Origin of the sequence: Paenibacillus cineris (assembly GCF_018333335.1) — a bacterium.
Taxonomy (GTDB): Bacteria; Bacillota; Bacilli; order Paenibacillales; family Paenibacillaceae; genus Paenibacillus_AQ; species Paenibacillus_AQ favisporus.
In genome coordinates this window covers 4,274,451-4,288,158 of record NZ_BORU01000001.1, presented here as the reverse complement: position 1 = coordinate 4,288,158, position 13,708 = coordinate 4,274,451, and the positions used below count along the sequence as shown (strand labels likewise).

Below are 13,708 nucleotides of genomic sequence, written 5' to 3'. Positions count from 1 at the left end.
GTCTATATTGGAGAGGATGCTTTGCGGGATTTTGCCTCGGAACGAAGGTTCCGGGGCTATTTGCGGCTAATAGTATAATGGGAGATGCCTACATGGAGGCATCGTCTTCAACAAATTCAAACAGAAACGGAGAGAACATGATGAGTTTGATGGATCTACAAGGAAAAACGGCGGTCATTACCGGAGCGGGCAAAGGAATCGGCTTGGCGATTGCTGAGCTGCTGGCCAAAGAAGGCGTAAATCTGGGCCTCATTTCCCGCACCGCCTCCGATTTGGATGCGCTGAAGGCTTCGCTGGCCGGTGAACACGGCATCCGTGTTGCGACCGCAGCGGCGGACGTATCAAAGCGGGAGGAAGCGGAAAGCGCGGTGAGTGCGCTGAAGGCAGAGCTCGGCACGATCGATATTTTGATTAATAACGCGGGCATCGCTTCGTTCGGGACCGTACTCGAAATGGATCCGGCCCAGTGGGAACAAATCATTCAGGTAAACCTGATGGGTACATATTACATGTCCCGGGCCGTCCTGCCGGATATGGTGGGGCAAAACAGCGGCAGCATCATTAACATCTCCTCCACAGCCGGGGAAAAAGGCTTTGCCACGGGCTCCGCATACTGCGCGTCCAAATTTGCGGTCATGGGGCTGACAGAATCGCTGCTTCAGGAAGTGCGCAAGAACAACATCCGCGTCGTTGCGCTGACGCCATCCACCGTCAATACGGCGCTGGCCCGCGACAACAATCTGAAGGTCGGCGATGAGGACCGCATGATGCAGCCGGAAGACGTGGCCGAGCTGGCGCTCGCCACGCTGAAGCTGCCGCAGCGCGTATTTGTGAAATCGGCCGGCATCTGGACGACCAACCCGCAATAACAACATTGTACGGACTGTAAGCCTGTCTCTTATGGATCGGAAGCAGATCTGCCAAGAGGCAGGCTTTTTTTGGCAGGAACCGATTTCGATGTACCGCAAAGTACCTGAATATTAATATTGCAGCATAGTCCCACCAATGTGGGGCTTTTTTTGTGCGAAAAAGCTGGAGACGAGGCAAAATTTACGGTTACGGCGTTTATTTTTACAGAAGCTTTACCGTGCCTTAACCCTTGCAACTTGGCACCAAGTTAGACTGTCACTACAGACAGCCGAAGCGATGCAGCGGGCGTGAATCATCGGTTGTGGCGTCGGTTGTCTGCTTATCCAAGATAAGGTGGTGCTGAGCGATCAAGACGGAACTGCATTGTCATACGACCATTTCGGACGGTTCGTATTCATTTGAGGAATTGGCCGAGGCGGCATTGAATGAGAACATTGGCGTGCTGGCGGTCACAAACCACGATACGACAAAGGGACTTGTCGCCATGCTGGAACGGGGAAGAGACCTTGGCCTTGAAGTGATCCCGGGGATCGAAATATCCGCCTATGACATGGAAAGAGGCAGGAGGGTACATATCCTGGGCTATTTCATCGAGCCGGGGCATCCGGCTCTGGAGCAGCTATGTAGCCCGATGATCGCTAAGCGGCATGAAGCTTCCCGTGTGATGGTTGAACGGCTGATTGAGGCGGGGTACGGCATCACCTGGGACCAGGTTCTGCGGTATGCGGATGGGGGAACCGGCGTATACAAGCAGCACATTATGCACGCACTGATTGACAATGGCTATGCCAAATCTATATACGGTGAGCTGTACAAAAAGCTGTTTTCCCGCGGGGGGAACGGTGAGGAGCCCGGCATGGCTTACGTCCGGCTGGACTACCTTCACGCCCGTGACGCCATCGAGGCCGTCATTCAGGCTGGCGGGGTGCCGGTTCTGGCCCATCCTGGCCAATACGGCAACTTTGAATATGTCCGCGAGCTGGTGGGCATGGGACTTCAGGGTATTGAAGTGTGGCATTCGCTGCATGGTGCCGATGATGAGGAGCGGGCCATGGAGATTGCGCGCCGTTACGATCTCGTCATGACCGGAGGATCCGACTTTCACGGGTTCTATGGGGAGAAGGAGGTTCGGCTGGGAAGCAAAGATCCGGGCATTTCCTGTGTCGAAGAGCTCAAGAAGCGCAGACCGAAGTAAAGGGGGAACATTCATGGAAAAGCATTCGATTCATCGCCCTGCGGAAAATAAACGGCTGAGCCCGGATCCTGATATCCACGAAAGCGCGCATATTCTTCACAGCACGTTCGGATCCTGGACCTCCGTCGGTCCAGGCAATCAAATTATCGAATCCGATATCGGGGATTACACCTACACCATGGACGACGTGACGATCAACTACACGGAAGTCGGCAAATATACTTCGATTGCCTCGCATGTATGCATCAACCCGGTGGATCATCCCATGGAGCGGGTTACGCAGCATCATATGACTTACCGGAGAAGGGATTACGGTTTTGCCGGCACCGATGACGAGGCGATTTTCAACCGGAGGCGGGGCAACCGGGTAACGATCGGGCACGATGTCTGGATCGGTCACGGCGCGATCATCATGAAGGGGGTCCATATCGGCACCGGAGCGGTGATCGGATCCGGAGCTATCGTCACCAAAGACGTCGAACCGTATGCCATCGTCGTCGGCGTCACCGCGAAACCGGTCCGAAAGAGATTTTCGGAGGATGTCGTCACGAAGCTCCTGCAGATCGCCTGGTGGGATTGGCCGCGGGAGGTCATCCAGGAGCGGTTCGAGGAACTGAACGATACGGCTTCCTTTATCCGGAAGTACGGGGTTTAAAAGAGGAGGGTGAGCATAAGGGATGCATGACGAAATGGAGATCATGGATAAGCTCATAGCCGATATGGAGGCAGGCATCTATGAGCCGGATGACAAGCTGCCGTCGGAGAACGATTTGGCCAGGCTGTTCAAAGTGCCCCGTATGACTGCCCGGAAAGCTTACGAGAAGCTGCAGGACCTGGGGTATGTGTACTCCAGGCAGGGAAAGGGCAGCTTTGTTCGCGACCAGCATCAGCGCATCCCGCTCCTCTTTTCGGGCAACGAAAGCTTCAGCCGGAAGATGATCCACATGGGGTATGATTATCAGTCACGCAACATTTTTTGCGATCCCATCGAGTATAACCACAAAGTATATAAAGCGCTTGAAGCACAGCCGGAAGAGCGGGTGTTCCGGATCGGCAGGCTCCGTCTCATCGACAACCGTCCGATTGCGATTCACGCGTCGTATGTGGCGGAGTCGATGTTTCCGGACATCGGACGGACAGGCAGGGACATTACCTCGATGTTTGATTTCTACCGGGGAAAAGGGTATACGGGGTTCGAGTCGATGAAGACGCTGCTCAGCGTAACTTATCCCGGCAGGAAAGAAAGGGAGCTGCTCGCCTGCACCAGCCTCATTCCACTGCTTGTCGTGGAGACCGGCTGTCTGGACAGCCAGACGAACAAGCCGCTGGAATATACGAGAATTATGTACCGGAGCGACTACTTTACGTACGAGCTCTAAAAGTGCGTGTTCAAAAGCGGATTTTTATAACAACCTCTAAAAGATGCAGGGAGGCCGGGAAGGGATGAAACGAAGACAAAGGACTGAAATTCTGGTTGAAGGCTCCAGGGAACTCGCCGCCCGTATGGCGCAGGCTATTGCCGACCGTTATGAAGTGAAGCTGGTCGAGCAGCCAAGCCAGGGACTGGTCATGGTCAAAGTGAGAGAGACCGCCAAGCGTAGCTTGTTCTATCTGGGGGAAGTGCTGGTGAGCGAATGCAAGGTGCAGGTCGAAGGCAGCATGGGCATCGGCGTGGTCAAAGGGCATGACCATGAGCTGGCCTATCAGCTCGCCCTCATCGACGCGGCGTATCAGGCCGGATTGCAGGAGACCAGGGCATGGGATCAGATGCTGCTGGACGAAGAAGCCCGGATCGCTGCTGCGCGCAGCCAGGCTTTCGCCGAGATCGCCAAAACGAAGGTCGATTTTGAAACGATGGATGTGGATTAGGGGGAGAGAGCGATGAACTTCGACGCAGTTCATGATATACAGCGCGCCTACCGCAAAGTGGTGGATTCCATGTCGAGACCCGGCTTGATTTCGGATCTGACAGCTGAAGCGGCCAAGGCCGACGCACAGTGGGGAGGGCTACCCGTCACCTGGGTGCTCGCATTGATGCTGCTGGATACGGAGGTTACGTTCTGCATCTGCTCGCAGCGGGAAGCGGAGCTTACGCGGCTCCTGAACCAGCTGACCTTCGCCGTCCGGACGGAGCCGGAGAAAGCGGATTACATTTTTGTCCTGCATGATGCCAAGGAAGGGGAGTTGCTGAAGGCTCTACAGAGCGCCAAAGTCGGTACGCTGGCCGATCCGCATGCCTCTGCCACTGTGATCGTGGAGTCGGGGGAGCTGTCCGGAGACTTTGAGCTGAGCCTCAAAGGGCCGGGCATCGAGGGTGAAAGCTTTGTCCGGATTCCGCTGGCTCCCGGTTGGCTGGAGGCGCGGGCGGAGAAAAACGCGGAATATCCCCTGGGAATTGACATGCTGGTCGTCGACAAAAGCAACAAGCTGCTGTGCCTGCCCCGGACGACGCAAATCGAGGAGAGGGAGGTGCTTCTATGGGATATGTAGCGGTAAAAGGCGGAACGCTTGCGATCGAGGAATCCTTGAAGCGGATCAAATTCGAACGGATTAAGCAGGGGAAGGTACTGGACGTCACCCGCATTGAAGGCGGGATGAGAGGGCTGATCGATCAGATCATGTCGGAGAGCAGTCTGTACGACGAAACGCTGGCGGCGCTGGCGATCAAGCAGGCGGAAGGAAGCCCGGAGGAAGCGGTGTTTCTGCTGAGGGCCTACCGCTCTACGCTTCCCCGGAAGCATTATTCTCGAGCGGTGCACACCCGCGAGATGAGGGTTGAGCGGCGGATCTCCGCCAGCTTCAAGGACATCCCGGGCGGGCAAATTCTCGGCGCTTCGGTCGATTACAGCCACCGGCTCCTGGACTTTGACCTGATGCATGAAACGGATGGGGATGCCGCCCGGTGGCTGGAGGCGTTTGCGGGTGAGCTCGGAAGCTTGCCGGAGGCCGGCCGCCCGCCAGAGCTGATGAAGGTCATGGACTATTTGATCGAGCAGGGACTCATGGCCTGTCCCGTGGACGATCATACCGAACCGGATGACGTGACGCGCCGAAGCATCACGTTTCCGGCCAGCCGCAGCCAGAAGCTGCAGGTGCTTACCCGGGGCCAGACCGGGACGGTTACCTCGCTCGCTTACGCGGTCATCCGCGGATACGGCGTATCGCATCCCACTGTCGGCGAGCTGCGGGTCGGGCGAGTTCCGGTATGCATCGATGATCCACTCGGATCCAGTGCAGATGCTGAGGACAGCTATTATATCGGGGAAATCAAGGTAACGGAGGCGGAAATGCTCATGTCTGCCTCGGTGGTGAAGGAGCAGGGCGGGAAGGAATTGTCCTTTGAGATCGGCTACGGGCTCTGTTACGGGCAAAACGAGACCAAGGCGATTGCCATGGGCATTTTGGATCACAGCCTGGAGCAGGGAGACAGCCGCTTTCCGACCCAGGATCAGGAGTTTGTGCTGTACCATATCGATTCCGTGGAATCCACCGGTTTCATGTCCCACTTGAAGCTGCCGCATTACGTCACGTTCCAGTCCAAAATGAACGACGTGCGGAAAACGAAGACGACTGCGACGACGCCTGAGGCGGACGAAACAGAGGAGGTGGAGGAGCTGTGCAAATAAACTACAATTTCGCGTTTTTCGACGAGGGCTCCAAAAGGGAAATCCGCAGAGCGACGCTGAAGGCGATCGCCATTCCGGGGTATCAGGTTCCTTTTGCCTCCAGGGAAATGCCGATTGCCAGGGGATGGGGAACCGGCGGACTGCAGCTCACCCTATCATTGGTTGGTCGAGACGATATAGTCAAGGTAATTGACCAGGGCTCCGATGAGTCCGTCAATGCTGTGAGCATCAAGAAGCTGGTCCGGAACACGACGGATATCCGTACGACGGATGAGACGGCGCAGGCGACGCTGATTCAATCCAGGCACCGCGTTCCGGAAATTCCGCTTCGGGCGGGTCAAATTTTGGTGCTGCAGGTGCCCATGCCGGAACCGCTGCGGATGTATGAACCGCGGGAAGCCGAGACGAAGAAGCTGCACGCCGAAAAAGAATACAGCGGTGCCTGGCTCATGCTGTTCGAGCAAATTATAAATTACGGCAGCATGACGACCGGCGCCGACCACCCGGTGATGGTCCATGACCGGTATGTGATGGCACCGAGCCCGATCCCCAAATTCGACAATGCCAAGCTGAATGCTTCCGAAGCGCTCATTCTGCTCGGGGCCGGACGGGAAAAGAAGATCTACGCGGTGCCGCCTTACACCAGGGTCGTATCTCTTGATTTTGAGGACTACCCGTTTGAAACGGAGTCTTTTGAAGACCGGTCCTGCAGGCTATGCGGAGCTACCGGCGTGTTCATGGATGAACTGTACGATGATGCCAGCGGCACGACTTATTTTCAATGTAATGATACGAGCTACTGTTTGGAGCGGATGAATGAACAATTGTGGCGGGAAGGTGCTGAGAGCCGATGATCCAGACGGAACAACCGATGATTTCCGTAAAACATTTAAACCAGCAGTTTGGGCCCGGCTGTCCGCACTGCATGAATCCGGGCAGCCGGAAGCTTCACAAAAACTTTTGCACCGTCTGCCATACCGTGTATTCCTGCCAAGACGTTTCGTTTGACCTTTATCCGGGAGAAATCATCGGGGTGGTGGGGGAAAGCGGCAGCGGAAAATCCACCATGATGAGATGCCTCTATTTTGACCAGGAGGCGACGAGCGGCGAAGTCTATCTCCAGGCTTACAAAGACGGTTCTCGAAACCTGTTTGCAGAGTCGACGCAGCAGAAGCGTTATATCCGGAATCACCTTATGGGAAAAGTGTACCAGAACCCGATGCTTGGTCTGCGGATGGATTTCACGTCCATCGGCAACATCGCGGAGAAAATGATCGCTGCGGGCAGCCGCCGCGTCTCCGAGATGGAAGATCGGGGCATGGAGCTGCTGGAAAAAGTCCATATTCCGATTCACCGGATCAAGGAAGCGCCTAAGCATTTTTCCGGGGGGATGCAGCAGCGGGTCCAGATTGCCAAAGCGTTGTCGAACCGTCCCCCGGTGCTGCTGCTCGATGAAGTGACCACCGGCCTCGACCTGTCCGTTCAGGCCAGCGTTCTGGATCTGATCAAGGCGCTGCAAAGGGAGCTTGGCATCAGCATCGTGCTTGTCTCCCATGACCTCGGCGTGGTCCGGATGCTCGCCGACCGGACGCTGGTCATGCTCGACGGGAAAGTCGTGGAGGAGGGCTTGACCGATCAAATATTGGAAGACCCGCAGGAAGCTTATACCCAGCAGCTGGTCCATTCCCTGCTCTAGCTTATTTTCGAAGGAGGAGTCGCCTTTGTATCTCATTACGAACGCACGCATCATTACGGAGGAAGGGGTTCTGAGCGGATACGACCTGCTTATTCAGGGAGACCGCATCGGCAGAATCGCCCCGCATGGCGTCATTGCTGTGGATACGCAAACGGAGGTCTTGGACGCCGCAGGCGGGTATCTGTCCCCGGGGTTCATCGATATTCATTCCGATTACATTGAGCATATGGCTGCCCCGAGGCCGACATCGCTGATGGATTTTCGACTGAGCCTCAGGGAAACGGAAAAAGAGCTGATCACGCACGGCATTACGACGATGTTTCATTCCTTGTCCATTTTCAGGGGGTCGGAGTACAAATACCGCCCGATCCGCGAGCCGGAAAACGTGCGCAAGCTGCTGGAGCTGATCGAGGAATCGCATACGAGCCAGCATTTGGTACGCCATCGTTTCCACGCAAGGTTTGAAATCGATAACCTGCTGGAGGTAGACAATCTCAGAAACTACATTGCCGAAAAGAAGGTTCACCTCGTTTCGTTCATGGATCATACTCCCGGCCAAGGACAATACAGGGATCTGGAGATTTACAAGGCCACCGTGAAAGGCTATGACGATATGACCGACGAGGGGATCGACGAGTTGATCCGGAAGCACCAGAGCAAGGAGAAAATGACCATCGAAAGCATCCGCGAAATTGCCGGACTGGCGCGGGAAGCCGGAATCGCGGTCGCTTCACATGATGACGACTCTCTCGATAAGCTGGAGCTCGTCCAGGGCTTCGGCGCAACGATCAGCGAGTTTCCGATTACGCTGGAGATTGCCCGGCGGGCTAAACAGCAGGGCATGTACACCGTGGCCGGTGCGCCGAACGTCATCCTTGGCGGCTCGCACAGCGGGAACTTGTCCGCAGCTGAGGCGATTCAGGAGAAGAGCATCGACATTTTGTGCAGCGATTATTATCCGGCGGCACTGCTTCACGCGGTATTTTACCTCGTGGACCGCTGCGGGCAGGAACTGGCCGACATGTTCCGCCTGGTGACGCTTCATCCCGCGCGGGCCGTCAATCTGGATCATGAAATCGGCTCGGTGCGCGAGGGGAAAAAAGCGGATCTGATCCTGATCGAGAAGATCGACGGGGATTTCCCGGTCATTACGGCCGTATTTGTGGACGGGAAGCTCATTCAGAGAACCCATTACAGGGATCATGAAGGGGGTAAAGGGATTGAACAGTCTGCTCACGATCGAACACTTGTCCAAAACGTTCACTCTGTATAACCTGGATCAGCAGATCGAGGCCGCCGCAGACGTCAGCCTGCATGTGAACGAAGGCGAATTTATCGGTATTACGGGCAAAAGCGGGAGCGGGAAGTCGACCGTCCTCCGCTGTATTTACCGGACCTATCTCCCCCAGAAAGGGACCATCCGGTACCATTCGGCAGCGTATGGAGAAATCGATCTGGCCACCGCGCCGGACCGGGTGATGATCGACCTGCGGAAGCGGGAGATTGGCTACGTATCGCAGTTTCTGAACGTCATGCCGCGGACGACAGCCCGGGAGCTGGTCACGCAGGCTCTGCTGGAAATGGGCAAGGATCCCCATCAGGCTGCCCGGGAGACAGAGCGCATGCTCGATCATTTTGAGCTGGATGCCAAGCTCCGCGACAGCTATCCCGCCACGTTCTCCGGGGGGGAGAAGCTTCGCCTCAACATCGCCAGAGCAATGGTGAAGCGGCCCCGACTGCTCCTTCTTGACGAGCCTACCGCCAGTCTGGACCATGCCTCCAAGGTCAAGGTGAAAACGCTGATCGAGCAGCTGATGCACGAGGGAACGACGATGCTCGGGATCTTTCACGACCTGGAATTTATGGAGGGTCTGTGCAGCCGCCAATACCACATGCAGGACGGCCGGTTTCATGAAGGCGGCAGGCCGGAAGCGGCAGGTCGTTTCTTAAGAGATCAGAAAGTATAAGTTTCGGAGCCTTGGTTTCCTGATCTCGCAAGGAAAAATTACCTTTAAACGCGGTCTGTCTTCTTTGAAGGTACGTCGATTGACGTTTTTCTTATAATATCAGAAAGTATAAACTCCAGAGCCATGGCTTCCTGATATTGCAAGAAAAATTACCTTTAAACGCGGTCTGTCTTCTTTGAAGGTACGTCGATTGACGTTTTTCTTACACAAACATGTCCCCCCGTTAATCTTCTGCTGACCGTTCATATTCATCATGAAATTGTATCCCATTATCCAAGGAAAAAGGGGCGCTGAAACCATGAAAAGATCGATTTCACTTCTCTTGATGCTGATACTGGCCGTGACCGTTGCCGGATGTTCTTCAGGGGCGGCTTCATTAGGCCTGAACGTTGGCGGTTCGAAGGACAAAAATACCCTGACGATCGTGTGGTATCCGAACGAATCCGCAGCGGATTTGAAGGATGCACGCGACGAGGTCGGAAAGATCGTGGAGCAGGCTACAGGCAAAAAAGTGGAGCATAAGATGACGACCGATTACAACATCGCCATCGAGGCGATTGCAAGCGGAAGCGCAGACCTGGCCTATATGGGCCCTCAGGGTTATGTGGAAGCAAGAAACAAGACCGAGGACGTGAAGCCGCTGTTCACCAACAGCGGGGAATCGGGCACGCTGGACGACGCCGTATATTATTCCTGGCTGAACGTCAGAAAAGGCGACGAAGGCGAGTTTAAAAGCGGGGACGGTTTTACCCTCGACCCTCTTCCCGGGAAAAAGTTCTCCTTTGTATCGAACAGCTCGACTTCGGGATTCAAGGTGCCGTCTGCAGGCATCATCAGCTATTTTGGAAAGATGGACAAGTACAAGGATTTGAAGGAAGACGATTTGATGCAGGGCGGCAAAGATAAATTTTTTAGCGACGTTCTGTTTGGCGGCTCCCACCAGGGTTCGGCGGTGAATCTCCTGACGGGTAAGGCGGACGTTGCTGCTTTTTGCGATACTTGCGTATCCAATTACGTGGAACTGGCGGACGGAACGGCCAATAAACCCGGGGCTGTCTATAAAGTAAAGGATGGCGCTGCTGAACCTTTCAATACGCTCTCCGGAAAAGAGTTTGTGGTGATTTCCGTGACACCGGTCCTCAATTCCCCGTTTGTGGCGAACACGAAAACGGTGAGCGAGGATGAGCAGAAGAAGATTACCGAGGCGTTTACTTCCGATGACGTGACGCATAATCCGAAGATTTTCCTGCCCAAAGATTCCAAAGACAGTGGGCTGTTCAAGCAAAAAAGCGGGAATGAACGGTTCCTACCGGTCGACGACGCCTGGTTCGAACCGATCCGCGAGCTGTCCAAATAACCGGCAGCCGGCATATGAACTCCATACCAAACCGCCTGGAGGTGTACGATGACTGCGTTATTGGAATTCAAGCATGTGTCCAAGCAGTATGGATCTGAAACACGGGCATTAACGGATGTAAGCTTTTCGGTGAGGAGTGGGGAATTTGTATCGATCATCGGCCCCTCGGGGGCCGGGAAATCGACACTGCTCCGGTGTATCAACCGCATGATCGATGCCAGCAGCGGAGAAATATGCATCGAAGGCAAAAATGTGCTGGAATTTCGCAAGAAAGAGCTGAAGCGGATGCGGACGAGCATCGGTATGATTTTTCAGCACTACAATCTGGTAGACCGGCTGAGCGTGATGGAAAATGTCCTGCACGGCAGGCTCGGCTACAAATCCACGCTTGCCGGCATGCTGGGGCTGTACCGTGAAGAGGAGAAGCAGCAGGCGTACCAAATTCTCGGTATTCTCGGCCTGGAAGAGCAGGTCTACAAGCGCTGCGACCAGCTCAGCGGGGGACAGAAGCAGCGGGTCGGCATCGCCAGGGCGCTGATCCAGGGGCCCAAAATGCTGCTCTGCGATGAGCCGATCGCTTCCCTGGACCCGAATGCATCCAAAGTGATCATGGATCATTTAAGGCACATCTCCACGAATTTGGGCATCACTGTGATCGTCAATCTGCACCAGGTGGAGACGGCCCTGAAATATTCCGATCGCATCATCGGGGTCAATCAAGGGAAAATCGTCTATAACGGAACGCCGGGACAGATGACATCCGAAGAACTCCAGAGAATTTACGGAAGCGAGAGGAGAGAGCCGCGTGCTGATCAAGGCGAGACGCAAGCAGGTTGATTACTTCACGGCCAAACGAAGGCATGCGTATTTGTTTTGGGGGCTGCTCCTGCTTGTAACCTATGCTGCAGCCGTACTGACCCAGTATGATTTCGTCCAGGGGCTGAGCTCCATCCCGGGCGCATTGGTATGGGGCGTCACCCATTTTTATCCCAATGCCGAATCTCTGGCCAAGTTTCCCGACGTTCTCCGCACGCTCGTCGAAACGCTGCTGATGTCCATCGCCGCTTCAACCGTCGCTTCGGTGTTTGCGCTCGTGTTCGCCCTTCTGGGCTCCCAGACGATCGGCGTTCACGCGGGGATTAAGCTGGTCAGCCGTTCGATCGCGACCATATTCAGGAATATTGATGTCACCGCGTGGTCGGTGATCCTTCTGTTTTCATTCGGGCAAAACGTAATGACCGGTTATTTCGCCTTGTTCTTCGGCTCGTTCGGGTTTTTGACCCGGGCCTTCCTGGAGTCCATCGATGAGACGGGAGGCCATTCGGCGGAAGCGCTGCGGGCAACCGGGGCCGGATATATCTCCGTCATCTGCCAATCCGTCATCCCGGCGGCGCTGCCCCAGCTCATCAGCTGGATCCTGTTCATGATCGAAACGAACATCCGAAACGCGACGCTGATCGGCATTCTGACCGGCACTGGCGTTGGGTTCCTGTTCAATCTGTACTATAAAAATCTCGATTACAACGCAGCCAGCCTGATTGTACTCGTGATTGTGATCTCCATATTGGTCATCGAATTCACCTCGAATTATATCCGAAAGGTGATGATCGGATGAGCACCGAGGCCGTCGACAAGATGATTGCCGCCGAGCTCCATCTCCGTCCGGACCGAAGACTTCCGGGCATCCCGCTAAAGAAGCCTTTTAGCAAGACCAACTTAACGATCAGGCTGACCCTCATTGGGCTAAGCCTGCTGACCGTGCTCGCCTTCGTGAGCTTTGATTACAAAGGGATCCAGGTCTTTCAAGGCATCTACGCCACGCTGCTGAACCTGAAGACGATGTTTCTGCAGCCCCGTTTACACCATTTCACCTTTGCCGCGGCTTTGTTCGAAGTGCTGATTACGCTGGGGCTTGCTTTTCTTGCTACCTTGTTCGGAGCGGTTATTGCGCTGTTTCTCGGCCTGTTCTCGGCCCGCAATTTGTCATCGCCGCTCGCGTCCGCCGTCATTAAAGGCCTGGTCGCGTTCATCCGCGCGGTGCCTACGGTCATGTGGGTGCTGATTTTTGCCGTCGCAGCAGGACTTGGCAGCGTCGCCGCCGTCATCGGTATGACCTTTCACTCCATCGGTTATTTGATCAAAGCTTACTCGGAAGCCTTTGAGGAGATGGACAAGGGCACGATCGAAGCGCTGAAGGCCAGCGGTGCGAACTGGTGGCAAATCGTGTTCCAAGCCGTCATTCCGTCCTCCTTGTCCTATTTGATGTCCTGGACGCTGCTCCGGTTCGAAATCAACTTCTCCGTGGCGGTTGCCATGGGAGCGGCCGCGGGGGCAGGGGGGATCGGCTACGATATGTATATGGCCAGCGGCTTTTACTTTGATCTGCAGGAAATCGGAGCGATCACCTACTTTATTCTGGGTTTTGCCATTCTGCTCGAAATCGCCGCAAACCGTGCAAAGCGGAAGCTGATGCAGGGAAAATAACAGGCAGCCGCAGGGCGTGCATCTCCATTGGGATCGCCTGCACAAATAAAGAACCTTGGACAGGGAATGTCCAAGGTTCTTTGTGTCCGAAGCGCGTAACGCTTGCGGACAGTCCTCCAAACGGATTACCGGTGTTCGATCAGATCGATCGCACCCAGTACGATGTGGGCCAGACCGAATCCGACAATCCCCGTGGCGGCAAGCTTATACTTGCTGCCCAGCAGTGCGGCGCCGGAAGCGGTAACTACAGTTCCAAGAACGGCAGGAATCATTCCTTCACGCATGACGACACTCCTTTGGCTGTTGGTTTGGATAGACAAAGGTTATTTTTGTTTACCGTCCGGCGAATTATTCACCGCCAGCTAACATGGTGGGGGCAGAATTCAGGCCGATATGTAGATTTTCCCAATGGCATATTTGACATACTTGCTATACAATGGCTTAGCACTGCTATTTTCCGCATCCCTGTTAAACATTGGAGTTTGTATACATATTCAACATATCAAAAATAAC

16 protein-coding genes are annotated in these 13,708 nt (G+C 54.9%); 15 read left to right on the top strand and 1 reads right to left on the bottom strand.

Annotated features, from left to right (window positions below; translation table 11 throughout):
* The first annotated feature begins 149 nt into the window (after positions 1–149).
* The 15 genes from KI379_RS19990 (at position 150) to KI379_RS19920 (ending at position 13,195) form a co-directional block, all read left to right on the top strand.
* On the top strand, positions 150–869 hold the full coding sequence (locus KI379_RS19990) for a 3-ketoacyl-ACP reductase (RefSeq protein WP_089550323.1): 720 nt from the start codon (positions 150–152) through the stop codon (positions 867–869).
* 347 nt (positions 870–1,216) lie between these two features.
* A complete protein-coding gene (locus tag KI379_RS19985) occupies positions 1,217–2,065 on the top strand; it encodes a PHP domain-containing protein (RefSeq protein ID WP_089548253.1) in 849 nt (282 codons plus the stop codon).
* Between the two features lie 13 nt (positions 2,066–2,078).
* On the top strand, positions 2,079–2,720 hold the full coding sequence (locus tag KI379_RS19980; protein WP_212984488.1) for a DapH/DapD/GlmU-related protein: 642 nt from the start codon (positions 2,079–2,081) through the stop codon (positions 2,718–2,720).
* A 22-nt stretch (positions 2,721–2,742) separates the two neighbouring features.
* Positions 2,743–3,444, top strand: coding sequence for a GntR family transcriptional regulator (locus KI379_RS19975; protein ID WP_145947435.1), 702 nt, complete (start codon positions 2,743–2,745; stop codon positions 3,442–3,444).
* Between the two features lie 64 nt (positions 3,445–3,508).
* Positions 3,509–3,934, top strand: a complete 426-nt coding sequence (gene phnG / locus KI379_RS19970; RefSeq protein WP_212984487.1) for a phosphonate C-P lyase system protein PhnG — start codon at positions 3,509–3,511, stop codon at positions 3,932–3,934.
* A gap of 12 nt (positions 3,935–3,946) precedes the next feature.
* A complete protein-coding gene (phnH, locus tag KI379_RS19965; RefSeq protein WP_212984486.1) occupies positions 3,947–4,555 on the top strand; it encodes a phosphonate C-P lyase system protein PhnH in 609 nt (202 codons plus the stop codon).
* Positions 4,543–5,691: a carbon-phosphorus lyase complex subunit PhnI gene (locus tag KI379_RS19960; RefSeq protein ID WP_089548250.1), complete on the top strand. Its 1,149-nt coding sequence runs from the start codon at positions 4,543–4,545 to the stop codon at positions 5,689–5,691. Before phnH ends, KI379_RS19960 begins: the two co-directional genes overlap by 13 nt.
* The gene (locus KI379_RS19955; protein WP_212984485.1) at positions 5,682–6,545 is read left to right on the top strand and encodes an alpha-D-ribose 1-methylphosphonate 5-phosphate C-P-lyase PhnJ; all 864 of its coding nucleotides are present in this window, start codon (positions 5,682–5,684) and stop codon (positions 6,543–6,545) included. Before KI379_RS19960 ends, KI379_RS19955 begins: the two co-directional genes overlap by 10 nt.
* Complete coding sequence (locus tag KI379_RS19950; protein ID WP_212984484.1) at positions 6,542–7,387, top strand: ATP-binding cassette domain-containing protein; 846 nt, start codon at positions 6,542–6,544, stop codon at positions 7,385–7,387. Before KI379_RS19955 ends, KI379_RS19950 begins: the two co-directional genes overlap by 4 nt.
* Positions 7,374–8,660, top strand: a complete 1,287-nt coding sequence (gene phnM / locus KI379_RS19945; RefSeq protein ID WP_280518778.1) for a phosphonate metabolism protein PhnM — start codon at positions 7,374–7,376, stop codon at positions 8,658–8,660. Before KI379_RS19950 ends, phnM begins: the two co-directional genes overlap by 14 nt.
* Entirely contained in the window at positions 8,608–9,354 is a 747-nt protein-coding gene (locus KI379_RS19940) for a phosphonate C-P lyase system protein PhnL (RefSeq protein WP_212984483.1), read from the top strand. The genes phnM and KI379_RS19940 overlap by 53 nt, the downstream gene beginning before the upstream one ends.
* Positions 9,355–9,652: 298 nt before the next feature.
* On the top strand, positions 9,653–10,711 hold the full coding sequence (locus KI379_RS19935) for a phosphate/phosphite/phosphonate ABC transporter substrate-binding protein (protein WP_089548245.1): 1,059 nt from the start codon (positions 9,653–9,655) through the stop codon (positions 10,709–10,711).
* Positions 10,712–10,759: 48 nt separating this feature from the next.
* Positions 10,760–11,548: a phosphonate ABC transporter ATP-binding protein gene (phnC, locus tag KI379_RS19930; RefSeq protein ID WP_212984482.1), complete on the top strand. Its 789-nt coding sequence runs from the start codon at positions 10,760–10,762 to the stop codon at positions 11,546–11,548.
* Complete coding sequence (locus tag KI379_RS19925; RefSeq protein ID WP_244879388.1) at positions 11,520–12,326, top strand: PhnE/PtxC family ABC transporter permease; 807 nt, start codon at positions 11,520–11,522, stop codon at positions 12,324–12,326. The genes phnC and KI379_RS19925 overlap by 29 nt, the downstream gene beginning before the upstream one ends.
* On the top strand, positions 12,323–13,195 hold the full coding sequence (locus tag KI379_RS19920) for a PhnE/PtxC family ABC transporter permease (RefSeq protein WP_373309569.1): 873 nt from the start codon (positions 12,323–12,325) through the stop codon (positions 13,193–13,195). Before KI379_RS19925 ends, KI379_RS19920 begins: the two co-directional genes overlap by 4 nt.
* Positions 13,196–13,320: 125 nt before the next feature.
* On the opposite strand, the gene KI379_RS19915 is transcribed toward KI379_RS19920, so the two are convergent.
* Positions 13,321–13,479, bottom strand: coding sequence for an asparagine synthase (locus KI379_RS19915; RefSeq protein WP_076169753.1), 159 nt, complete (start codon positions 13,477–13,479; stop codon positions 13,321–13,323).
* Between the last annotated feature and the right edge of the window lie 229 nt (positions 13,480–13,708).

Excerpts from the sequence above, each read along its gene's own strand:
- KI379_RS19990 (WP_089550323.1), top strand. The coding sequence starts at position 150 with ATGGATCTACAAGGAAAAACGGCGGTCATTACCGGAGCGGGCAAAGGA.
- KI379_RS19980 (WP_212984488.1), top strand. The coding sequence starts at position 2,079 with ATGGAAAAGCATTCGATTCATCGCCCTGCGGAAAATAAACGGCTGAGC.
- KI379_RS19975 (WP_145947435.1), top strand. The coding sequence starts at position 2,743 with ATGCATGACGAAATGGAGATCATGGATAAGCTCATAGCCGATATGGAG.
- phnG (WP_212984487.1), top strand. The coding sequence starts at position 3,509 with ATGAAACGAAGACAAAGGACTGAAATTCTGGTTGAAGGCTCCAGGGAA.
- phnH (WP_212984486.1), top strand. The coding sequence starts at position 3,947 with ATGAACTTCGACGCAGTTCATGATATACAGCGCGCCTACCGCAAAGTG.
- KI379_RS19960 (WP_089548250.1), top strand. The coding sequence starts at position 4,543 with ATGGGATATGTAGCGGTAAAAGGCGGAACGCTTGCGATCGAGGAATCC.
- KI379_RS19950 (WP_212984484.1), top strand. The coding sequence starts at position 6,542 with ATGATCCAGACGGAACAACCGATGATTTCCGTAAAACATTTAAACCAG.
- KI379_RS19935 (WP_089548245.1), top strand. The coding sequence starts at position 9,653 with ATGAAAAGATCGATTTCACTTCTCTTGATGCTGATACTGGCCGTGACC.
- phnC (WP_212984482.1), top strand. The coding sequence starts at position 10,760 with ATGACTGCGTTATTGGAATTCAAGCATGTGTCCAAGCAGTATGGATCT.
- KI379_RS19920 (WP_373309569.1), top strand. The coding sequence starts at position 12,323 with ATGAGCACCGAGGCCGTCGACAAGATGATTGCCGCCGAGCTCCATCTC.
- KI379_RS19915 (WP_076169753.1), bottom strand. The coding sequence starts at position 13,479 with ATGCGTGAAGGAATGATTCCTGCCGTTCTTGGAACTGTAGTTACCGCT.